The following is a 21988-nucleotide window of genomic DNA, read 5'->3' as shown; positions in this document are numbered from 1 at the left end:
CGTTGCTTTCCGTAGTGCTGCGGGCGGTTTTGGCGCCCGAAGCCGTCGAAATCCGGTTTCCGCCGCGCCTGCAATGCTTTATGACGGGCCTGACCGAGGCGGGACCGGCGGGCGATGGACGTCACCGAGTTTGAGGAACTGATCGATCGGCTGGGCGAGGATCTCTCCCTCTGGCCCGACGATCGGCGCGTGCCCGCCGAAGAGCTGCTGGCGCGATCATCCGACGCGCAGGCCCTGCTGGACGAAGCGCGCGTCTTGCGCCAGGCACTTGCCGCCCCTCCGGTCCGCGCGCCCGCGGGTCTCGCCGACCGCATCGTCGCCGCCGCTGCACAGACGAAGAGCGACACCGCCGAGCCGCGCACCGAAGGCGAGACGGCGGGGAGCTGAGCGGCTCTTTCTCAGACATTCTGACGCTGTGCCTTCACCTCGCCCCGCTTGCGGGGAGAGGTCGAATTCGATCGTAGATCGAATTCGGGTGAGGGGGACTCTCCGCGAGCCCAACTGTTACTGCTCTCGCGGAGACTCCCCTCACCCCAACCCTCTCCCCGCAAGCGGGGAGAGGGAGCGCATCGCCGCTGCAGCGTTAATTCTACAGAACAACATCTCTCCACGCGGCAGATTTTGCCGTGTCGAAAGCGGTTTTCACGCGCGCGAATCCTCGCCTGAATCCGCGCGCCCACGCGTTTCATCAGCACACAAATTTCAAGCGCCGCGACCGCACACGCAGTCGCCGATCGCGCAGGAAAGCGGAGTTTCTGATGACCGTTTCGGCCGTGAGTTCAACGACGACCGCAAGCACGACGACGTCGTCGTCGAGCACGTCGTCCAGTTCGTCCCTGACGTCGAGCGACTTCCTGAGCCTGCTCGTCAGCGAGCTGCAGAACCAGGATCCGCTGAACGCGACCTCGACCACCGACTTCATCAATCAGCTCACCTCCTACGCCAACTTCACCCAGCAGCAGTCGATCAACTCCAACATGTCCTCGCTCGCGAGCTCGTTCTCGAGCCTCGTGACGCTCAACTCGGTGAACTATATCGGCCACACCGTCGAGGCGAAGACCGACACGTCGACCCTCAGCAACGGCTCGGCGACGTTCGGCTATTCGCTGTCCTCGGCCGCCTCGAACGTCTCGATCAGCATCTCGGATTCCTCCGGCAACGTCGTCTACACCGGCACCGGCACGGGCAATTCCGGCTCCAACAGCTTCACCTGGGACGGCAAGGACTCCAGCGGCAATCAGCTATCCGACGGCGGCAAGTACACCATCTCGGTGACCGCGACGGACAGCGCCGGCAACTCGGTCCTCAACTACACGACCGTCACCGGCACGGTGACCGGCATCGATACCTCGACGTCCACGCCGTCGCTGACGGTCAACGGCGTCGCGGTCAGCGCCGCCAACATCCTCGGCGTCACGTCCTGACCCTGCGGCCAGCTTTTCTCGGAGTTTCATCATGAGTCTCACCGGTGCATTGTCCTCGGCGATCTCCGCGCTCAGCGCGCAGAGCCAGTCCCTGTCGATGATCAGCGACAACATCGCCAACTCCGATACGACCGGCTACAAGACGACGTCGGCGATGTTCGACGCGCTCGTGACGGCGTCGAGCAACACCACCTCCTACGCATCGGGCGGCGTCACCGTCTCGGGCCGCTCCAACATCACACAGCAGGGCCTGCTCGCCGCGACCTCCAATGCGACGGACGTCGCGATCCAGGGCTCCGGCTTCTTCGTGGTGACCAGCGCCGCGACCGGCGGCATCACGTCCTATACCCGCAACGGCGCCTTCACGATCAACAACGCCGGCTATCTCGAGAACAACGGCAGCTACCTCGAGGGCTGGCGTACCGATGCGGACGGCAACGTCGTCGGCAGCGAGTCCGCGAGCAACCTTTCGGCCATCAACACGCAGATCGCCTCGACCAGCGGCAGCGCCACCACCAAGACCACGATCGCGGCCAATCTGCCGTCGGATGCCGCCACCGGCGACACCTATACCAGCTCGATGACGGTGTATGACTCTCTCGGTGCCGCAAATACGATGCAGATCACCTGGACCAAGACCGGCACCAACGCCTGGAGCGCGAGCTTCGCCAATCCGACCTCCAGCTCGGACACCACGACCGCGACGGGCACGGCCTCGGGCACGATCGACATCACCTTCAACAGCGACGGCTCTCTCGCCAGCACCAGCCCGGACCCGGCAACCGTCTCGATCACCGGCTGGACCGACGGCGCGGCCGACAGCACCGTCACCATGGCTCTCGGCACGGTCGGCGGCACCGATGGCCTGACGCAATATGCCTCCGGCGAGACGACGCCGGATGTCAACGTCACCAGCATCGATTCCGACGGCCTGTCCTACGGCAAGCTGTCGAGCATCTCGATCGGCAAGAACGGCGTGGTCGACGCCACCTATTCCAACGGCGAGACCATCGCGATCTACAAGATCGCGGTGGCGACGTTCGCCGATCCCAACGGGCTCGCGGCCGCCAGCGACGGGCTCTATTCGGCAACCGTGGCGTCGGGCAATGCCGCGTTGCAGGCCTCCGGCGAGAACGGCGCGGGCACGGTCTACGGCAGCGAGCTGGAATCCTCGACCACCGACACCTCCAGCCAGTTCTCGAGCATGATCTCGGCGCAGCAGGCGTATTCCGCCGCGTCCCAGGTCATCTCCACCGTCAACAAGATGTACGACACCCTGATCTCGGCGATGAGGTGAGCGATGCCTGGTGAAAAGGCAAGCGCGGCCGGCAAAGCGCTGTTGCTCCGGATGCAGCGGCTGCTGGCGCGAGCCGCGACCGTCAGGGGTAGCGACCGCAAGCAACTGCTCGCGCTGCTCGATGATGTCGAAACAACGCGCGGTGGTCTCCTCAGGGAATGTGCGGAGATCGAGGGCGAGATGCGGCAGGCAACCGTCAGGGCGAGCGCGATCGGCGCATATTTGCGCAACTCGCAAGTCTACCGCGGCAAGCGGCACAACTAGAAGAAGGCGATGACCATGAGTGTAGCTCAAGCCAGGACGACGAACGCCGCCAATGGCGATGTCAGGATCAAGTCGCTGATCACGCTGATCGACACGCTGACCGCGCTTGTCGCCGAGGAGAATGCCGAGCTCGCCAAGGGTCTTCCGGCCTCGCGCCTGAAGCAGGTGGACGAGAAGAACCGGCTGGCGGAGATGTTCGAGCGGACGGTGGCCGAATGCGCTGCGGGCACGACCAGCCTCAATGTGCGCGACCGCATCCTGCGCGAGCAGCTCATGGAGCGGATCCTGAAGCTGCGTATGGCGATGGACGAGAATCTGGTGCGGCTGCGCGCGGCGATCGAGGCCAGCAACCGCCGGATCGAGGCGGTGATGCAAGCGATCCGCGAGCAGATCGCGGCGGTGTCGCCCTATGGCGCGTCCGGCCGCGTCGCCGCTGCCCGTGCCGTTTCCAGCGGCACCAGCCGCAGCGCCTGACGGTTCAAGGGGCCCGCCGTGTCACTCGATATCGCCCGATCGATCGCCTTCAGCGGATTGTCGGCGACGTCCGTGCAGATCAGCGTGACGTCGTCGAACATCTCGAACGCCGACACGACGGGCTACACCAAGAAGTCCGCGAACCAGTCGAGCAGCGTCACCAACGGCGTCGGCACCGGCGTCACGGTGACGGGCATCACCTCGACGGTCGACAAGCTGCTGTTGAAGTCGCTGGTCGGCGCGGATTCCGAGCTCGGCGCGGCCGACACCACTAACACCTATCTGACGTCGCTCCAGAAGCTCTACGGCTCGATCAGCAGCAGCGACGATTCATCGTCCGGGACCTCGCTCGCCAACAGCATCGCGTCGCTGGAATCGGCGCTGTCGTCGCTGGCGAGCACGCCGAGCAGCGCCTCGCTGCAGTCCAACGTCGTCAGCGCGCTCGACGACGTCGCAAGCCAGTTGCGGGAGACCTCGAGCGGAATCCAGAAGCTGCGGTCGGATGCCGACCAGGACATCGCGTCCTCGATCGACGACGTCAATGCGGACCTGCAGCAGATCGCGGATCTGAACGCTGAGATCAAGCAAACCGCGGCGACCGGCCAGTCGACCGCGGACCTGGAGGACCAGCGCAACACCGCGCTCCAGGACCTCGCCTCCAAGATGAACGTGAGCTATTTCACGGCGTCGAACGGCGATCTCCAGATCTATACGAAGTCGGGCCAGGCGCTGGTCGACTCGTCCGCACATACGATCAGCTATACGGCCGCCGCCAATGTGACGGCGTCGACGACCTACACGGCCGGCTCGTCGTCGAGCGGCTTCAGCGCGATCACGGTGAACGGGGTCGATATCACCTCCCAGATCTCCGGGGGCGATATCGGGGCACTCGTCACGCTGCGCGACGACACGCTGCCGGACGCGCAGTCCCAGCTCGACCAACTCGCACAGCAGCTCGCCTCCGCGATGAACAGCATCTCGAACAGCGCCTCGTCGGTGCCGGCGGCGACCAGCCTGACCGGCACGACGTCCGTCACCGGCAGCACGGCGCTGTCCGCCACCGGCACGGTGCGGCTTGCCGTGACCGACCAGAGCGGCAATCTGGTCTCGTACAGCGATCTTGATCTGTCGTCCTATGCCACCGTCGGCGACCTCGTCACCGCCATCAACGGCATCTCCGGATTGTCGGCCTCTGTCGATTCCGATGGCCATCTCTCGATCACGGCGACTGGTTCCGGCAACGGCGTCGCCATCAACGAGATGACGAGCTCGGTCGGCAGCTCGGGCGAGGGGTTCTCGGAATATTTCGGTCTCAACGACCTCGTGACGGGAACAAGCGCCTCGGATATCGCGGTCAACAGCAAGATCCTGTCCGGGACGAACGAGCTGCAGCTCGCGACGCTGGATTCGTCGTCGGGCCCAACGGTCGGCAGCACGGTGCTGTCCTCGGGCTCGGCCACCGTGATCAATGCCTTCTACGATGCCTTGACGGAGTCGCGGTCGTTCGCGTCGACCGGAGGTCTTGCCGCCTCGACCGGGTCGCTGGCCGATTATGCCTCGGCGATCGTGTCCGACGTCTCGAGCAAGGCCTCGCAGGCGTCGACCAATTACACCGCCAAGGAGACCGCGCAGTCGACCTATGCGAATTCGCTGGCGTCGCAGTCCGGCGTCAACCTCGACGAGGAATCGGCCAATCTGAGCACGCTCCAGAACAAATATTCGGCGGCCTCGGCCCTGATCCAGGCCATTAATTCCATGTACTCGGCGCTGCTCACCGCCGTGCAGTCGACGTAAGAGGGGCACGCGCATGGTCGCGATGAGAGTTGCCACCTTCGCCCAGTCGAACAGGATGATCGCCGACGCGATGCGCGTGGAATCGGTCATGGCCAACAAGCAGATCCAGGAATCCTCTGGTGTCGTCTCCACCGATTTCGGGGGCTATGGTTCCGATGCACAGCACGTCGTCAACCTCCAGGTCTCGGTGACGCGCGCGCAATCCTACATCGACGCCGCAACGCTCGCCGACAGCAAGGTCCAGGTGATGTATTCCGCGGTCGGTTCGGTCACCGACATCCTCACCCAGCTCCGTTCCCAGCTCAGCGCGGCCTCGACGGGAAGCTCCACCGAGGTGAATTCGGTGATCGGCTCCGCCCAGCAGATGCTGGAGCAGATGGGCTCGCTGATGAATACGCAGTATGACGGCCAGTACGTCTTCGCCGGCGGCAAGACGGAGACGGCGCCGGTCGATCTCACGAGCTTCTCGTCCGGCACCGGCTCGACGACCATTGCGGACGCCAGCTACTATAGCGGCGACAGCGAAATCGCGTCGGTGCGGGTCGCGGCCGACGAAACCGTGTCCTATGGCGTCACCGCGGATAATTCGGCGTTCGAGGAGGTAATGCGCGTGCTGAAGTTCGTTGCCAACAGCACCACGCTGTCGTCCGCGGACATCACCAGCGCGCTCGATCTCGCCAGCACGGCGCTCGACGACACCGCTGCGGTGCAGGCAAAGCTCTCCAGCGCGGCGTCCGCGATCGAGACGGCGAGCGCGCGCCAGACCGACTACAAGAGCTATGCCGAGACGTTGTCGAACGACCTCACCAGCGTCGATGTCGCGGCCATCACGGCGCAGCTTTCGACCTACCAGACGCAGCTCACCGCATCCTATTCGGCGCTCGGCAAGATCCTGAGCCTGAACCTGGCCAGCTACCTGAAATAGGCGCGCTATTCGGCCGCGATCCGCTCCATCGCCATGGTGCGAAGCCTGGCACGCTGGATCTTGACGCCATTGGCGCTGTCGGTGACTGGAAAGGCCTCGACGAGATAGATCCGCGCCGGCACCTTGTAGCCGGCGAGCCGCTCGCGCAGGCGCGCGGTCAGCGCCTCCTGCTGCGGCGGTGCCTCGGTCGGGATCACGAAGGCGACGCAGCGCGCGTGGCCTTTCAGGTCGACCGCGACGACCTGGGCGTCGGCAACACCCGGACAGGCCTTGAGCTCGTCCTCGATCTCGCCGGGGGCGACGAGAAAGCCGCCGAGCCGCATCGCATCGCCCGCGCGGGTCTCGTAGACGAAAGCGCCGCTGCCGCGCAGCCGGCCGATGTCGCCGGTGCGGAAGAAGCCGTCGGCAGTGATCGCATCGTGCGTCGCTTCCGGATTGTTGAAATAGCCGAGGAAGCGTGAGGGCGCGCTGATCTCGATCTCGCCGGAGACGCCGTGGGCCGCAAGCGCGCCGGTCTCGGTGTCGCGCACGCGGACCTCAGCGTCGGGCGACATCGGCCAGCCGCCGCCTTCGATCCGGTCGGCAAAGGCGTCGCCGGTGCGGGCGATCGAGAACAGCGCCTGCACCTCGCTCGAGCCATAGAGACCGAACAGCTTCATGCCGCGCGCCTCGGCCTCCGCGGCCAGCTCGCGCCAGCCCGGCTGGAACGCGGCGAAGCCGCAGATCTCGAGATGCGGAAACGGGCGCTGCGCATCGGTGAGGGCGAGGATGCGGCGAAACATCTCGTCAGAACCGAAGGAATGAGTGATCCTCTGCTCTTCGAGGATATTCTTTGCCGGCACGGCCTCGAAGGCATCGAGGACATGGACGGTCGCGCCCGCCGCGATGAAGCCGAGCAGGCTCGTCATGCCGAAGGTTCCGCAAAACGGCAGCATCGCCAGCAGCGAATGACGCCGCGGATCGAGCTTGAGCGCCGTGGCGACCGAGGCGGCGTGGCTGGCCAGTGTGCGCTGCGAATGCGCGACGAGCTTTGGTCCCTTGGTCGTGCCTGACGTGGTGTAGAGCAGGACCGGCAGGTCGACATCGTCCCCGGCGCGTGGCGCCGATGGATAGGCCTTGTCGAACGCGTCGAACCGCACGCAAGGCCAGTGCGCCGGGATCGCGTCCGCGCCGACGACTGCAAGCTTTTGCAACGCGGGCACCTCGGCCTTGGCGACATCGGCGAGAATGGCGGCAAAGTCGATCGTGCGGAACGCGGCCTCGACCACCATCAGCCTGGCGCCGGACACCTTCAGCAGATGCGCGACTTCGGCGCTGCGGTAGCGTGTGTTGACGGCGGCGACGATCGCCCCACAGCGGGCGGCGGCGAACAGCAGTGCGACCCATTCGATCCGGTTGACCAGCCAGACCGCGACCACGTCGCCCTTGCCGATCCCCTGCGCGGCAAGCCAGGCCGCGGTCTGCCCGATCTTCTCCTGGAATTCCGCGCGCGAGACCGCCACGCCATCGAACACGAAGGCGGGATCGGCGGCGTCCTCGATCCGGATCAGCGATTGCAGCGAGAAGTCGTCGGCACTCATGGCTACCGGAGTAGCCCGATCGCGCAAAACTGTCTACTTGGTGCCGAACATGCGATCGCCGGCATCGCCCAGGCCCGGCACGATATAGCCGTGGTCGTTGAGCCGCTCGTCGATCGCCGCCGTCCAGATCGGCACGTCGGGATGTTCGCTCTGGAACTTGGCGATGCCCTCGGGCGCGGCCAATAGGCAGACGAAGCGGATGTCGCGGGCGCCGCGGTCCTTGAGCAGGGACGCGCCGGCGGAGGCCGAGTTGCCGGTCGCCAGCATCGGGTCCATCAGGATCACGGTGCGGTCGGACAGGTCCTGCGGCGCCTTGAAGTAATATTCCACGGCCTGCAATGTCTCGGGGTCGCGGTAGAGGCCGATATGGGCGATGCGTGCCGACGGCATCAGCGCCAGCATCCCGTCGAGGAAGCCGACGCCGGCGCGCAGGATCGGCGCCAGCGTGAGCTTCTTGCCGGCGATCTTCGGCGCCTGCATCGCAGCGATCGGCGTCTCGATCTCGACCAGCTCGAGCGGCAGGTCGCGCGTCACCTCGTAGCCCAGCAGCATCCCGATCTCGTTCAGGATCTCGCGGAAGCTCTTGGTCGAGCGATCCTTCTCCCGCATCAGGGAAAGCTTGTGCTGGACCAGGGGGTGGGTGACGACGTTGACGGTGCTGGTGCTCATGAAACCGCTCTACACGGTTCCGTGAAATTGCGCCAGATCGGCAAGTCCGTTCGTTCAAGCCTTTTTCCCCGGGACCCGGGGGCTCAGGCAGGCATCGCCACCGCGCTGCGCGGCCGGTTGCTTGCCTCGTAGGCAGCCATGGTCAATTCACGGTCGATCGCGGTGCGCATGGCTGACCAGAGCTGGCGCGCCTGATCGAGGCCGAGAAGCGGTGAGGGCTAGACGCCGAGCCCGCGGGCGGCGAGCGTGATCACGATCGTCAGGACCGCGCCCCAGACCAGGCTCAGCGTCATGGTCAGGATGGTCGTGGTGACCGCGTGCTCCAGATGTCCCTTCAGGAGTTGCACGCTACTTGTCCGAGGCGGGTTTTGCGCCGGCGCGCATGCCGAGCAGCAATGCGGTCACCAGCGCAATCAGGATGGCGATCTTGAGCTCGATCATGTCGGCCGCCGCGTGGTCATGCGTGCGAGCAGCCGCATCGCTCTCTCCGCCAGCACCATCAGCGGATTGCCGCGATTTTCGACGTCGAGCTCGATCGTCTCGGTGGGGCATACCAGCGCGCACCGCGCCGGCGCACTCTGGCGGTTGGCGAAGTCCACGGCCGAGCTCCTGAACAGGAACAGGCCGCCGATGCGGCCGTTCGCCTCGCGCGCGACCCAGAAGCCGGCGCTGTTGCGCCCGATGAAGAAGGCCGGGATGGCAGCGCTGAGGATTTCGGGATCGAGCGGCTTGAGCGCCGCCGCTGGCCTGGACTGAGATTGGCGGCGGTCCGCCTGGAGGGCGATGGCGGCCATGGCGGCCTCCTCACACATCTGCAGGGTCATGATGCGTACTCCACAGGTCAGCCATGGAGATGCCAGACATAGATCGCGGTCTTCAGCGCGATCAGTGCGGTGAGCACGCTGCCCATCGAGAGCAGGCCGAATGCCTGGAGCGCGATGTCCTTGAGCCGGGCTTGGGGCGCCGCCGGCGGTGTCGCGGGGCGTTCGGCTGCATCGAAGCGCCGGTCAAAGCCATATGTCAGCATCGACATGTGATTGTTCCTTGCTTGTGGGCGGCGAGACCGCCGCTTGTCCCTTCGATGATGTTCATCGGCGCGTAGGATTGCGAGATGAGCGCCGGGGCGGCCGCATAGGAATGTCATAAAGATGCGGACCGGCGCGACGGCAGCCCTCTGAAGAGGCCGGGGTGTCGCTTCGGCTGAACCGGTTGGGATGGCACCGGATCGGAACGCGTGATCCCGATCGCCGCCGCAAAGGCAAGCCGCAGCCGCGGCTGCTCGATCTGCTTGCAGAAGCCGTCCAGGATGGCCTCGGCGTTCGGGATTTGCCCGCCTATGGCGGCGCAGAGCCGGGAACTGGTGCGTCGGAAGAAGTGGAGCGAACAGCCGGCATCGTGCCGTCCGCCGGAACGATCGAGCTCCGCCGCGAGCGCCGCAACGTTGATCCTGTCGGATTCGTCACGCGTCACGGCGAGGCGCAGCAGCGCCAGCTGCCAGGCGTGGAGCAGCCTGTGGGATCCGTCGGCGGGTTTCGGCATGCGGTGTCCGGATTGAATCGGCGCCTCAGGCGCCGACACCGTCGATCAATTCCTCGTCGGCGATCGCGGCGAATGCCCGTACCACCTCCCTCTGCGCCGCTGCGTCCAGCGGCACGATCGGCAGCCGCGTATGCGCCGCCATCAGGCCAAGCACGCTCAGCGCATATTTGAGCGCGGCCGGACTCTCCTTCGACAGGCAGGTGCTCAGGGGAATGAGGCGCTTGTGCAGATAGCGGGCGGATTGCAGGCGGCCCTGCCTGACGTGCGAGAAGATCGTGCGGCAAAGATCCGGCGCGATGTTGGAGACCTCCGAGATCGCGCCGTCGCCGCCATCAGCGATGAAGCCGAACGCGGTCCTGTCGTCTCCGGAGAGACAACGGAAGCCCGCGGGAAGGTTGCGGGACAGGCGCATCGGACGCGTGATGTCGCCGCTGCCATCGCGTAAGCCCACGAACTGGCGGGATTCGACGAGACGCAGCAGCGTCTCGTCGGCAAGCGGCCGCAGCGTGCGGGACGGATTGTCGTGCAGGATCACCGGCAGGCCGATTGAGCCGGCAATCGCTCGGAAATGCGCCAGCATTCCCTCCTGCATCGGCTTGTTGTAGGCGGGGACGACCGACATGACGGCGTCGGCGCCGGCGGCCTCCGCGCGCCGCGCCAGCTCGATGGCGCGGTCGGTTGCGTTCGAGACCGTGCCCGCGATGATCCGCACCCGGCCGCGGGCGATATCAACGGCGGCGCGGATCACGAGCTCCTGCTCGGCCGGCGAGAGCGTCGGCGCTTCGCCAGCGGTTTCGCAGACCACGATGGCGGGAACATTCGCGGCGATTTGGCGCTCGCAGAGTGCGGCGAAGGCCTTGAGATCGACCGCGTCCGCCGCATCGAACGGCGTCGGCAGGTCCGGAATGAAGCCGGTGAACCAGGCGGAGGGAGGAATGAACATGGCTTTGCTCGCTGCAAGGCTCCGGCTCAGGCCGCGCGCTGCGAGACGATGTTGTTGGGGCTCTTGCCCATGTCGAGCTCGATCTCGCGCGGCAGCTCGACGATGGTCTCGGAATGCTGCCCGTTCTCGAACAGCACGTATTTGATGGCCTGGGCCCGGCTGACGAACAGGCCGCCATAGAGGCCGTTCTGCTCCTGCGCGACCCATTGTCCGCGGCGATTCCTGCCGATGAAGACGACGGTCGAAGGCGAGCTATACGAGGGAGGTTCGACGAGTTTCACGGATGTATTCCTTCTCAGCGATGCCGGCCTGGGACGCATTTTTCTGCCGGCGTCATCAATATTCCCCGTCGCGAATATGATTTCGAGGGCGGGACCGCGGCGATCTCATAGGAAGATTATAAGGGCGGGCGTTCTGGCGAACGCACTTGCTCAGGCGAGCTCGCTGACGATGTGGATCAGCGCGAACAGTGCGCCGAAGGCGACGCCTTCGTCCCAATGATTGAGCGCCGTTCCGAACAGCGGCTCACGCCTGACGAGGCCCGCGAGCACGCACAGGATGATCGACATCCAGAGCAGCACCGAGAGACTCCGGCCGAAGCCGACGCTGCCGAATGCGGCAAAGCCGGCCAGCAGCACAATGCGAACGGCAAAGCGCGCGATCACCCGCGATGAGTTCAACATGCGCGGCATGTTGGGGGCCTGCGGCATGGCCTCGATCCGCCGGACGGCTCTAGCCGAAATTGTCGCAGGCGACCGGCTCGTAGAGCGGATCGATCGCCGGGCGCACCGTGGGAACGCTCGGTCGCGCCGATTCGGCGGTCAGCGCCTGGACGTCGACGAAGGCGGACAGCAGAGCGAGCGCGAGGTCGGCGTGGTGCGCCTCGATCGCGGCGTCGAGCCAGTCCGGCAATTCGCGCTCGCGCGAAAGCGCGCAGTGCCACTCGCCCTCGTCATAGGCGATGCGGCGGACCTGCCACATCGGCAGCTCGAGGTCGATCAGCGCCAATGCCGCATCGGCCCAGGCCTCGACGTCGATCAGGCGCATGATGCGAGCGCTGCGTTCGCTTTGGCCGAGCGGCGGAAAGCGCCGGCAGGCGTGCGCGATGATCTCGAGCATCAACGGCCGCGTCATCGCCGGTGCCGCGCGGAGCTGCTGGGCGAGGGACGGTGGGCTTAGGCGTCGGAGTGCGGCGGTCATGTCAGGCCTCCTGGAGTTGGTGTCGGTCAGTCGGCCGGCACCTCCAAGATGGCTGGAAGGGCATTTGAAAACGAGATGGGGACCGGGCGGGCGATATAGGGATTTCATAAGTGCCCGTATTCTTCCCGCTAAGCCCGACGGAGTGTCCGCCGCCGCCTGGCCAGAGGTCGGGACTTATAGAAGCAGGGCATTTTGAGAAGACGCGCGGTCGCCGTCCGCCGTACCAACCACAGGTGAAGGTGCCGGCGGATTGCATGCTGCAAAGCCTGCCCGGGAATGTACGTCTGGAATGCGGTGTCGGTGTCACATGGCGGGCGGCACGACGTGCCGGCCTTTATGAGATTCCTATAACGTCGCCATAGGCCTCATCTCGAAAACCTATGTGCGCAATGGCACCTCAGCGCGGTGAAGTTCCCGGCCGGGAGAGACACGTGCTGCGTTCGCTTGCAGCAAGCGGCCTGCCGGGAATCCAGAGACAGGCAATGCCGGATATCGTCTCGTATTGAGGAGTATCGCCATGATGGACATTCTGATGCTGGGGCTGGGCTTCGTCTTCTTCGCCCTCGCCATCGGCTACACCTATGCCTGCGAACGGCTGTGAGGGGCGCACCATGATCTTCGATTATGCGCTCGCCGGCGCCGTCTCGTTCGGCCTCCTGGTTTATCTCACCTACGCGCTGCTGCGGCCGGAACGGTTCTGAGCCGTGCTGCTGCTTGCCGAATTGCTGCTGGCGGACGCCGCGCTCGTCGTCTGCCTGCTTGCGGTGCTCCTGCCGCTGTTGCGCCAGACACAAAGTCTGAAGGGTTAATGCCATGACTATGATCGGTTGGCTCCAGATCATTCTATTCTGCGTCATCATCGTCGCGCTCGCGAAGCCGCTCGGCGGCTACATGACGCGCGTCTTCAACGGCGAACGGACATTCATGTCGCCGGTGCTGCGCCCCATCGAGGCCGCCATCTACTGGGTTTCCGGCGTCGACGAGCGGCGCGAGCAGCACTGGCTGACCTATACGGTCGCCATGCTGCTGTTCCATGTCGGCGGCTTCCTCATCATCTATGGCGTGATGCGGCTCCAGGCCATGCTGCCGTTCAATCCGGCGGATCAATCCGCCGTCGCGCCGGATCTGTCCTTCAACACCGCGATCTCCTTCATCACCAACACCAACTGGCAGAACTACGGCGGCGAGAGCACGGTCTCCTATCTCGTCCAGATGCTCGGCCTGACGCACCAGAACTTCCTGTCGGCGGCAACCGGCATCGCGCTCGCGGTAGCCCTGATCCGCGGCTTCTCGCGCGCCTCGGTGCGCACCGTCGGTAATTTCTGGGGCGACGTCACCCGCACCACGCTCTATGTGCTGCTGCCGATCTGTGTGGTCTACACGCTGTTCCTGGTCTGGCAGGGCATCCCGCAAACGCTGGGTGCCTATGTCGACGCGACGACGCTCGAGGGGGCCAAGCAGACCATCGCGGTCGGCCCGGTCGCCTCGCAGGTCGCGATCAAGATGCTCGGGACCAATGGCGGCGGCTTCTTCAACGCCAACGCCGCGCACCCCTTCGAGAACCCGACCGCGCTGTCGAACTTCGTGCAGATGCTGTCGATCTTCCTGATCGGCGCGGCCATGACCAACGTGTTCGGCCGCATGGTCGGCAACCAGCGCCAGGGCTGGGCGATCCTCGCCGTGATGGGCGTGCTGTTCATCGCCGGCGTCGCCGTGACCTATTGGGCGGAAGCGAACGGCACCTCGATCATGCATGCGCTGGGCCTGACCGGCGGCAACATGGAGGGCAAGGAGGTCCGCTTCGGTATCGTGGCGTCCTCGTTGTTCGCCGTGATCACGACGGCCGCCTCCTGCGGCGCGGTCAACGCCATGCATGACAGCTTCACCGCGCTCGGCGGCATGATCCCGCTGATCAACATGCAGCTCGGCGAGATCATCATCGGCGGCGTCGGCGCCGGCCTCTACGGCATGCTGCTGTTCGTCGTGCTCGCGATCTTCGTCGCAGGCCTGATGGTCGGCCGCACGCCGGAATATGTCGGCAAGAAGATCGAGGCGCGCGAGGTCAAGATGGCGATGCTCGCGATCCTGGTGCTGCCGCTGATGTATCTCGGCTGGACCGCGGTCGGCGTGGTCTATCCGGCGGCGGTCGCCTCGATGGCGAATGCCGGCCCGCACGGCTTCACCGAGGTGCTGTACGCCTTCACCTCGGCGACCGGCAACAACGGCTCGGCCTTCGCAGGCCTCACCGGCAACACCTTCTTCTACAACCTCACGCTCGCCAGCGCGATGTTCGTCGGCCGCTTCTTCATGATCGTTCCGGCCATGGCGATCGCCGGCTCGCTCGCCGCCAAGAAGTCAATCCCGCCGTCCGCCGGCACGTTCCCGACCACCGGCGGGCTGTTCGTCGGCCTCGTCGTCGGCGTGATCCTGATCATCGGCGGCCTGACCTTCTTCCCGGCGCTCGCGCTCGGCCCGATCGTCGAGCACCTCGCGATGAACGCCGGTAACGTCTTCTGATTGTCGGAGTGACCTCCATGGATACGATGAAACTGCAAAAGCGCGCTCCGACGTCGGCGATGCTCGATCCCAAGATCGTCCTGCCTGCGATCCGCGCGTCCTTCACCAAGCTCGATCCGCGGCTGATGGTGAAGAACCCCGTGATGTTCGTGGTCGAGATCGTGGCCGCGCTCACCACGGTGATCTTCCTGCGCGACCTCGTCACGGGCGGTACAGGTCTGGGCTTCACCTTCCAGATCATCCTCTGGCTTTGGTTCACGGTGCTGTTCGCCAATTTCGCCGAAGCCGTCGCCGAAGGCCGCGGCAAGGCCCAGGCTGAATCGCTGCGCAAGACCCGCACCGAGAGCCAGGCCAAGCTGCTGACCGGCGCCGGCCAGGCCTTCAAGCTGGTCGCGGGCACCAGCCTCAAGGTTGGCGACATCGTGCTGGTCGAGGCCGGCGACACCATCCCGTCCGACGGCGAGGTGATCGAGGGCGTTGCCTCCGTCAACGAGGCCGCCATCACCGGTGAATCCGCGCCCGTCATCCGTGAATCCGGCGGCGACCGCTCGGCGGTCACGGGCGGCACGCAGGTGCTGTCCGACTGGATCCGCGTGCGCATCACCGCGGCGCAGGGCTCGACCTTCATCGACCGCATGATCAAGCTGGTGGAAGGCGCCGAGCGCGCCAAGACGCCGAACGAGATCGCGCTCAACATCCTGCTGGCCGGCCTCACCATCATCTTCGTGTTCGCCACCGTCACCATTCCGAGCTACGCGGCCTATGCCGGCGGCTCGATCTCGGTGATCGTGCTGGTCGCGCTGTTCGTGACGCTGATCCCGACCACGATCGGCGCGTTGCTGTCGGCCATCGGCATCGCCGGCATGGACCGCCTGGTGCGCTTCAACGTGCTGGCGATGTCCGGCCGCGCCGTCGAAGCCGCAGGCGATGTCGACACGCTCTTGCTCGACAAGACCGGCACCATCACCCTCGGCAACCGCCAGGCGACCGCGTTCCGCCCGGTGCGCGGCGTCACCGAGCAGGATCTGGCCGATGCGGCCCAGCTCGCCTCGCTCGCCGACGAGACCCCGGAAGGCCGCTCGATCGTCGTGCTGGCGAAGGAGAAATACGGCATCCGCGGCCGCGACATGGCCGAATTAGGCGCCACCTTCATCCCGTTCACGGCACAGACCCGCATGAGCGGCGTCGATGCCGGCGGCTCGTCGGTGCGCAAGGGTGCCGTCGATGCGATGCTGAACTATGTCGGCGGCGGTGCGCCGCTGGCGGTCGCCTCCGGCAACACCGCGCGCGCCCTGCAGCCCGGCGGGCTCTCCGAGGTCGGCCGCGAGGTCCAGACCATCGCCGACGAGATCTCGAAGGCCGGCGGCACGCCGCTTGCGGTCGCCAAGGACGGCAAGCTGCTCGGCGTCATCCAGCTCAAGGACATCGTCAAGGGCGGCATCCGCGAACGCTTTGCCGAGCTGCGCCGCATGGGCATCCGCACCATCATGATCACCGGCGACAATCCGATGACGGCGGCTGCGATCGCGGCGGAAGCAGGCGTCGACGACTTCCTGGCGCAGGCCACCCCGGAGGACAAGCTCAAGCTGATCCGCGACGAGCAGGCCAAGGGCAAGCTGGTCGCGATGTGCGGCGACGGCACCAACGACGCGCCGGCGCTGGCGCAGGCCGACGTCGGTGTCGCCATGAACACCGGCACCCAGGCCGCGCGCGAAGCCGGCAACATGGTCGACCTCGACTCCAACCCGACCAAGCTGATCGAGGTCGTCGAGATCGGCAAGCAGCTGCTGATGACCCGCGGTGCGCTGACGACGTTCTCGATCGCCAACGACGTCGCCAAGTACTTCGCGATCATCCCGGCGATGTTCCTGGCGTTCTACCCGCAGCTCAACGTGCTCAACATCATGAACCTGTCGAGCCCGCAGAGCGCCATTCTGTCGGCGATCATCTTCAACGCGCTGATCATCATCGCGCTGATCCCGCTGGCACTGAGAGGCGTCGCCTATCGCGCCGTCGGCGCCGGCGCGCTGCTCCGCCGCAACCTCCTGATCTACGGCCTCGGCGGCATCGTCATTCCCTTCATCGGCATCAAGGCGATCGACCTCGTCGTCGTCGCCCTGCACCTCGCCTGACCGCCGTCCCAGGGCGCGCAACGCGCGCCCTGGGGTTCGACGAAGACATTGGAGACCAACATGCTCAGAGAAATCCGCCCCGCCATCGTCCTGCTGCTGGTGCTCACCGCCATCACGGGCCTTGCCTATCCACTCGCGATGACGGCCATTGCCGGCACGCTTTTCCCTGCGCAGGCGCAGGGCAGCCTGATCGAGCGTGACGGCAAGGTAGTCGGCTCCGCCCTGATCGGGCAGGAATTCAAGGAGGACAAATACTTCCACGGCCGTCCCTCGGCGACGCTGGCGCCGGACCCGAACGATTCGACCAAGACGGTGTCCGCGCCCTACAACGCCGCTAATTCGGGCGGCTCCAATCTCGGCCCGACCAGCAAGGCGCTGGCCGACCGGCTGAAGGAGGATGTGGACAAGCTCAAGGCTGAGAATCCGAATGCGGCCGTCCCGGTCGACTTGGTCACCACCTCGGCCAGCGGCCTCGACCCCGACATCTCGCCGGAAGCCGCGCAATTCCAGGTGCCGCGCGTGGCCAAGGCGCGGAATATGCCGGAGCAGGCGGTGAACCAGCTCGTGGCCGCCAACGTCCAGGGCCGTCTGTTCGGCGTGCTCGGCGAACCCCGCGTTAACGTATTGGCCCTGAACCTCGCGCTCGATCGCGCGTCGGCGAAGTAGCGGTCTATGCCCGTGGCGTCAGGATGACTATATTGCCCTCATGGTCCGAGAGCGCCGCGATCCCGAACAACGTCCCTCGCCCGAGGCGCTGCTGGAAGCGGCGCGGCGGGAGGAGAGCGCGAGCGGCAAGCTGAAGATCTTCGTCGGCGCCGCCCCCGGCGTCGGCAAGACCTACGAGATGCTGCAGAGCGCGCACGCCAAGCGCAAGGCCGGCATCGACGTCGTGATCGGCTTCGTCGAGACCCATGGCCGCGCCGAGACCGAGGCGCTGGTGCGCGGCCTCGAAGCGGTCCCGCGCAAGCGGCTAGATTATCGCGGCCAGATCGTCGAGGAAATGGACCTCGACGCCGTGATCGCGCGGCGGCCGGCCATCGCGCTGGTCGACGAGCTCGCTCACACCAACGCTGCCGGCAGCCGTCATCCCAAGCGCTATCTCGACGTCGAGGAGCTGCTGTCCCACGGCATCGACGTCTACACCGCCGTCAACATCCAGCACATCGAGAGCCTGAACGACGTCGTCGCCCAGATCACCCATGTGCGCGTGCGTGAGACGGTGCCGGATTCTGTGTTCGACCGCGCCGACGCCATCGAGCTGATCGACCTCACGCCCGACGACCTGATTCAGCGGCTGAAGGAGGGCAAGGTCTATGTCCCCAGACAGGCCGAGCGGGCGCTGGAGCACTATTTCTCGCCGGGCAATCTGACCGCGCTGCGTGAGCTGGCGCTGCGGCGGACCGCCGAGCGGGTCGACGAGCAGCTGCTCAACCACATGCAGGCGAATGCTATTGCGGGCCCTTGGGCCGCCGGCGAGCGCATCCTCGTCTGCGTCAGCGAGGATCCACGCGCGGCCGGCCTCGTGCGCTACACCAAGCGGCTGGCCGACCGGCTGCACGCACCCTTCATCGCGATCTCGATCGAGACGCGGCGATCGCTCCAGCTGTCCGACGCGGAGCGCGACCGCCTCGCCGACACGCTGCGCCTTGCGGAATCGCTCGGCGGCGAAGCCCTGACCATTCCCGCCGTCGGCCGCCGCATCGCCGACGATGTCATCAGTTTCGCGCAAGCCAACAACGTCACCCAGATCGTGATCGGCAAGTCGACGCGGTCGCGCTGGTTCGAGATGACGCGCGGCTCGGTCGTGCATGATCTGGTGCGCCGGGCCGGCAATATCAGCGTCCACGTCATCCCCGGCGACGAACTGTCCGAAGAAGCCGCACCCAAAACCGCGGTGCAGACGGCGGCGCGCTCCGATCCTTTCGATGCCCGGCCCTATCTCAAGGCGATCGGGATTACCGCGCTTGGCCTTGCGGCCGCCGTGGTCATCAAGCCCTATTTCGGGATCGAGAATGTCGATCTCGTCTTCCTGACCGCCGTGGTGACGGTCGCGGTGCGGTATGGACTGTGGCCCTCGCTGCTTGCCAGCCTCGTCTCGTCGTTCGCCTACAATTTCTTCTTCCTGCCGCCGGTCTACACCTTCACCATCACAGATCCGACCAATGTCGCGGCGTTCTTCTTCTTCATGCTGATTGCGATCTTGGTGTCGAACGTGGCCGGACGGGTGCGCACCCAGGCCGATACCGCGATCGGCCGTATCCGCACCACCGAGCAGCTCTATGCGTTCAGCCGGAAGCTTGCCGGCACCGCGACGCTCGATGACGTGTTGTGGGCGAGTGCCTATCAGATCGCACTGATGCTGAAGGTGCGCGTCGTGCTGCTCCTGCCCGAAGACGGTCTCCTGACGGTGAAATCCGGCTATCCGCCGGAGGACGAGCTCGACCAGGCCGATCTTGCCGCCGCCAACTGGGCCTGGAGCAATGATCGTTCCGCCGGCCGCGGCTCGGACACGCTGCCGGGTGCAAAGCGGCTGTTCCTGCCGATGCGCACCGGGCGCGGCCCGATCGGCGTGATCGGCATCGACAACGACCGCACCGGCCCGCTATTGACGCCGGACCAGCGCCGGCTGCTGGACGCGCTGGTGGACCAGGGCGCGCTCGCGATCGAGCGCGTGCTGCTGGTCGAGGACATGGATCGCGTCAAGCGCACCGTCGAATCCGAGCGGCTGCGCTCGGCCTTGCTGACCTCGATCTCGCACGACCTGAAGACGCCGCTCGCCTCGGTGCTGGGCGCAGCCTCGACCATGCGCGATCTCGCGGGCGCCCTGTCCGACACCGAGAAGCGCGATCTGCTCGCCACCGTGATCGACGAATCCGAGCGGCTCAACCGCTTCATCGCCAATCTCCTCGACATGACCAAGCTCGAATCCGGCGCGATCGTGCCCAACACCGCGCTGCACGATCTCGGCGAGATCGTCGGCAGCGCGCTCCGCCGCGCCAGCAAGATCCTGACCGCGCACAAGGTCGAGCTGGTGCTCGCCGCCGACCTGCCGATGCTCGAGCTCGATGCCGTGCTGTTCGAGCAGGTGCTCTTCAACCTGCTCGACAACGCCGCGAAGTATTCGCCGCCCGACACCACGATTGCGATCAGGAGCAGGCGCGAGCGGGATCAGGTCGTGCTGGAGATCGCCGACGAGGGCGAGGGCATTCCGCCCGCCGAGCTCGAGAGCGTGTTCGACAAGTTCTACCGCGCGCAGAAGGGCGATCGTGTCCGTCCCGGCACCGGGCTCGGGCTTGCCATCTCCCGCGGCTTCGTCGAAGCCATGCGCGGCACGATCTCCGCCGCCAACCGCAATGACCGGAGCGGCGCGATCCTCACCATTCGTCTGCCCGTTCCCGCGCAGACCCACGCATTGGATACCGCCGCATGAGTGCCGCCCCGATCAAGGTCCTGGTCATCGACGACGAGCCGCCGATCCGCAAATTGCTGCGGATGGGGCTGACGACGCAGGGCTACGAGATACTGGAAGCGCCGAACGGCAAGACTGCGCTGGAGAAGCTGGCGGAAGGGCCGGCGCTGATCATCCTCGATCTCGGCCTGCCCGACATCCAAGGGCATGAGCTGCTGCGCACCATCCGGGCCCGCAACGAAGCCGTGCCGATCGTGGTGCTGTCGAGCCGCGGCGACGAGGCCGGCAAGGTGCAGGCGCTCGATCTCGGCGCCGACGACTACCTGACCAAGCCGTTCGGCATGGACGAGCTGCTGGCGCGCCTGCGCGCCGCGCTGCGTCACCAGCTTCAGGTCCAGGGCGAGCGCCCGGTGTTCCGCACCGGCGATCTCTCGGTCGATCTCGTGCGCCGCATCGTCAAGGTCGGCGAGCGCGAGGTGAAATTGTCGCCGAAGGAATACGATCTCCTGCGCGTGCTGGTGCAGCACGCCGGCAAGGTGCTGACCCATCGGTTCCTGCTGAAGGAGCTGTGGGACGAGCTGACCGACGCGCAATATCTGCGCGTCTATGTCCGCCAGCTTCGCCAGAAGATCGAAGCCGATCCCGAGCGCCCGCAATATGTGCTGACAGAGACGGGAATCGGGTACCGGCTGAAGGCGGGGGAGTAGCGTTCCGCAGACCCGTAGGATGGGTAGAGCGAAGCGAAACCCATCATGGTTCTGCGCGCGCCGATATGTGATGGGTTTCGCTTCGCTCTACCCATCCTACAATAGTTTCCCGATGGCAGAGCAAATCAACCCGCCTTCCTCGCCCGCGCCGTCGACCGGTGTGCCTTCTTCGCGGCCTGCCGCCGGCCCGTCGCCCGGCGCGCATGAGACTTCGCGGCGGTCTTCTTGCCGCTGCCGCCGCCCTTCAAGCTCTGCTTCAAGGCGTCCATCAGGCTGACGACGTTGCTCGGGCGCTCCTCGGGCTCGGGCAGCTTGATGGTCTTGCCGCTGGCCTTGCGCTTCACCAGCGCCTTCAGCGCGGTCTCGTATTCGTCCTTGAACTTGCTGGGATCGAAATGCGCAGCCTTGGTGTGCAGGATGTGCCCGGCGAGCTCTACCATGTCCTTGGTGATCTTCGGGCTCTTGATGTCGCCAAAGAACTCGTCCTCGTCGCGCAGCTCGTAGGGAAAGCGCAGCGTGGTGCCGAGCAGGCCCTTGCCGAGCGGCTCGATCGCGATGATGTGCTCGCGGTTGGTGAGCACGATCTTGGCGAGCGCCACCCGGTCCTGGTCCTTCATGGCGTCGCGGATCACCGCGAAGGCGTCGACCGCGGCCTTGCCGTCGGGCGCGATGTAATAGGGATGGTTGAGATAACGCTGGTCGATCTCCTCGCTCGGCACGAAGCTCTCGATGTCGATGGTGTGGTTGCTCTCGATCTGGACCGCCTCGAGCTCCTCCGGCTCGATCTCGACATATTTGCCCTTGCGCAGCTCGTAACCGCGCCCCTTCTGGTCGCTTTCTACGACGTCGCCGGTCTCGGAATCGACCATCTGCTGCTTGAGGCGGTTGCCGGTCTCGCGGTTGATCATGTGAAACCGGGTCTTCTCGGCCGCCGTGGTCGCGGGATAGAGCGCGACCGGACAACTAACCAGCGACAGCTTCAACGTTCCCTTCCAGTAGGCTCGGGGCGCCATTGCATTCTCCAGCGTTTTCAACGTGTTTTGGAACCCCAACCCTCCCGTCGTGTTTTGGTTCCGGGTGGGACTTTTGCCATGATAGGCTTCAACGCCGAATG

At 65.7% G+C, this 21988-nt stretch carries 24 protein-coding genes; 13 read left to right on the top strand and 11 right to left on the bottom strand.

Annotated features, from left to right (window positions below):
- Nucleotides 1-114: 114 nt before the first annotated feature.
- From A7X65_RS24415 to A7X65_RS24385, 7 genes are all read left to right on the top strand, one after another.
- On the top strand, nucleotides 115-387 hold the full coding sequence (locus tag A7X65_RS24415; RefSeq protein WP_063689798.1) for a hypothetical protein: 273 nt from the start codon (nucleotides 115-117) through the stop codon (nucleotides 385-387).
- A 371-nt stretch (nucleotides 388-758) separates the two neighbouring features.
- Entirely contained in the window at nucleotides 759-1424 is a 666-nt protein-coding gene (locus tag A7X65_RS24410) for a flagellar hook assembly protein FlgD (protein WP_063690763.1), read from the top strand.
- 31 nt (nucleotides 1425-1455) lie between these two features.
- Nucleotides 1456-2721, top strand: coding sequence for a flagellar hook protein FlgE (gene flgE, locus A7X65_RS24405; RefSeq protein WP_063689795.1), 1266 nt, complete (start codon nucleotides 1456-1458; stop codon nucleotides 2719-2721).
- Nucleotides 2722-2724: 3 nt separating this feature from the next.
- Nucleotides 2725-2985 (top strand): hypothetical protein, encoded by a 261-nt coding sequence (locus tag A7X65_RS24400; protein WP_063689792.1) that lies wholly within the window; start codon nucleotides 2725-2727, stop codon nucleotides 2983-2985.
- 15 nt (nucleotides 2986-3000) lie between these two features.
- Complete coding sequence (locus A7X65_RS24395; protein WP_063690762.1) at nucleotides 3001-3459, top strand: hypothetical protein; 459 nt, start codon at nucleotides 3001-3003, stop codon at nucleotides 3457-3459.
- 18 nt (nucleotides 3460-3477) lie between these two features.
- A complete protein-coding gene (gene flgK, locus A7X65_RS24390) occupies nucleotides 3478-5253 on the top strand; it encodes a flagellar hook-associated protein FlgK (RefSeq protein ID WP_063689789.1) in 1776 nt (591 codons plus the stop codon).
- A gap of 13 nt (nucleotides 5254-5266) precedes the next feature.
- Entirely contained in the window at nucleotides 5267-6178 is a 912-nt protein-coding gene (locus A7X65_RS24385) for a flagellin (protein WP_063689786.1), read from the top strand.
- Nucleotides 6179-6183: 5 nt separating this feature from the next.
- On the opposite strand, the gene A7X65_RS24380 is transcribed toward A7X65_RS24385, so the two are convergent.
- The 10 genes from A7X65_RS24380 to A7X65_RS24340 all read right to left on the bottom strand — a co-directional run bounded on the left by A7X65_RS24380 (nucleotide 6184) and on the right by A7X65_RS24340 (nucleotide 12109).
- Nucleotides 6184-7758: an AMP-binding protein gene (locus tag A7X65_RS24380; protein WP_063689783.1), complete on the bottom strand. Its 1575-nt coding sequence runs from the start codon at nucleotides 7756-7758 to the stop codon at nucleotides 6184-6186.
- A 33-nt stretch (nucleotides 7759-7791) separates the two neighbouring features.
- Entirely contained in the window at nucleotides 7792-8427 is a 636-nt protein-coding gene (gene upp / locus A7X65_RS24375) for a uracil phosphoribosyltransferase (protein ID WP_063689780.1), read from the bottom strand.
- A 218-nt stretch (nucleotides 8428-8645) separates the two neighbouring features.
- On the bottom strand, nucleotides 8646-8774 hold the full coding sequence (locus A7X65_RS43595; RefSeq protein WP_283806171.1) for a hypothetical protein: 129 nt from the start codon (nucleotides 8772-8774) through the stop codon (nucleotides 8646-8648).
- 90 nt (nucleotides 8775-8864) lie between these two features.
- Nucleotides 8865-9251, bottom strand: a complete 387-nt coding sequence (locus A7X65_RS24370) for a hypothetical protein (protein WP_063689777.1) — start codon at nucleotides 9249-9251, stop codon at nucleotides 8865-8867.
- A gap of 17 nt (nucleotides 9252-9268) precedes the next feature.
- Nucleotides 9269-9460, bottom strand: a complete 192-nt coding sequence (locus A7X65_RS24365; RefSeq protein WP_063689774.1) for a hypothetical protein — start codon at nucleotides 9458-9460, stop codon at nucleotides 9269-9271.
- A gap of 107 nt (nucleotides 9461-9567) precedes the next feature.
- Entirely contained in the window at nucleotides 9568-9966 is a 399-nt protein-coding gene (locus A7X65_RS24360) for a hypothetical protein (RefSeq protein WP_063690761.1), read from the bottom strand.
- A gap of 25 nt (nucleotides 9967-9991) precedes the next feature.
- Nucleotides 9992-10909, bottom strand: coding sequence for a 4-hydroxy-tetrahydrodipicolinate synthase (gene dapA / locus A7X65_RS24355; protein ID WP_063689772.1), 918 nt, complete (start codon nucleotides 10907-10909; stop codon nucleotides 9992-9994).
- 26 nt (nucleotides 10910-10935) lie between these two features.
- On the bottom strand, nucleotides 10936-11190 hold the full coding sequence (locus tag A7X65_RS24350; RefSeq protein ID WP_063689769.1) for a hypothetical protein: 255 nt from the start codon (nucleotides 11188-11190) through the stop codon (nucleotides 10936-10938).
- A gap of 150 nt (nucleotides 11191-11340) precedes the next feature.
- Nucleotides 11341-11619, bottom strand: coding sequence for a hypothetical protein (locus A7X65_RS24345; protein WP_063689764.1), 279 nt, complete (start codon nucleotides 11617-11619; stop codon nucleotides 11341-11343).
- A 22-nt stretch (nucleotides 11620-11641) separates the two neighbouring features.
- Nucleotides 11642-12109, bottom strand: a complete 468-nt coding sequence (locus A7X65_RS24340; RefSeq protein WP_063689760.1) for a hypothetical protein — start codon at nucleotides 12107-12109, stop codon at nucleotides 11642-11644.
- A 611-nt stretch (nucleotides 12110-12720) separates the two neighbouring features.
- On the opposite strand from A7X65_RS24340, the gene A7X65_RS24335 reads away from it, so the two are divergent.
- The 6 genes from A7X65_RS24335 to A7X65_RS24310 all read left to right on the top strand — a co-directional run bounded on the left by A7X65_RS24335 (nucleotide 12721) and on the right by A7X65_RS24310 (nucleotide 20874).
- Complete coding sequence (locus A7X65_RS24335) at nucleotides 12721-12810, top strand: K(+)-transporting ATPase subunit F (RefSeq protein ID WP_018641117.1); 90 nt, start codon at nucleotides 12721-12723, stop codon at nucleotides 12808-12810.
- Between the two features lie 112 nt (nucleotides 12811-12922).
- Entirely contained in the window at nucleotides 12923-14626 is a 1704-nt protein-coding gene (kdpA, locus tag A7X65_RS24330; RefSeq protein ID WP_063689756.1) for a potassium-transporting ATPase subunit KdpA, read from the top strand.
- Between the two features lie 17 nt (nucleotides 14627-14643).
- On the top strand, nucleotides 14644-16758 hold the full coding sequence (gene kdpB / locus A7X65_RS24325; RefSeq protein WP_063689753.1) for a potassium-transporting ATPase subunit KdpB: 2115 nt from the start codon (nucleotides 14644-14646) through the stop codon (nucleotides 16756-16758).
- Between the two features lie 60 nt (nucleotides 16759-16818).
- Nucleotides 16819-17424 (top strand): K(+)-transporting ATPase subunit C, encoded by a 606-nt coding sequence (locus A7X65_RS24320; RefSeq protein ID WP_063690760.1) that lies wholly within the window; start codon nucleotides 16819-16821, stop codon nucleotides 17422-17424.
- Nucleotides 17425-17464: 40 nt separating this feature from the next.
- The gene (locus A7X65_RS24315; protein ID WP_063689750.1) at nucleotides 17465-20188 is read left to right on the top strand and encodes a sensor histidine kinase; all 2724 of its coding nucleotides are present in this window, start codon (nucleotides 17465-17467) and stop codon (nucleotides 20186-20188) included.
- Nucleotides 20185-20874 (top strand): response regulator, encoded by a 690-nt coding sequence (locus A7X65_RS24310; protein WP_063689747.1) that lies wholly within the window; start codon nucleotides 20185-20187, stop codon nucleotides 20872-20874. Before A7X65_RS24315 ends, A7X65_RS24310 begins: the two co-directional genes overlap by 4 nt.
- Nucleotides 20875-20999: 125 nt before the next feature.
- On the opposite strand, the gene ku is transcribed toward A7X65_RS24310, so the two are convergent.
- The gene (ku, locus tag A7X65_RS24305) at nucleotides 21000-21887 is read right to left on the bottom strand and encodes a non-homologous end joining protein Ku (protein ID WP_063689744.1); all 888 of its coding nucleotides are present in this window, start codon (nucleotides 21885-21887) and stop codon (nucleotides 21000-21002) included.
- Nucleotides 21888-21988 lie beyond the last annotated feature (101 nt).

Origin of the sequence: Bradyrhizobium stylosanthis (assembly GCF_001641335.1) — a bacterium.
GTDB lineage: Bacteria > Pseudomonadota > Alphaproteobacteria > Rhizobiales > Xanthobacteraceae > Bradyrhizobium > Bradyrhizobium stylosanthis.
The sequence above is the reverse complement of the archived record's forward strand: the minus strand, read 5'-3'. Positions and strand labels throughout refer to the sequence as shown.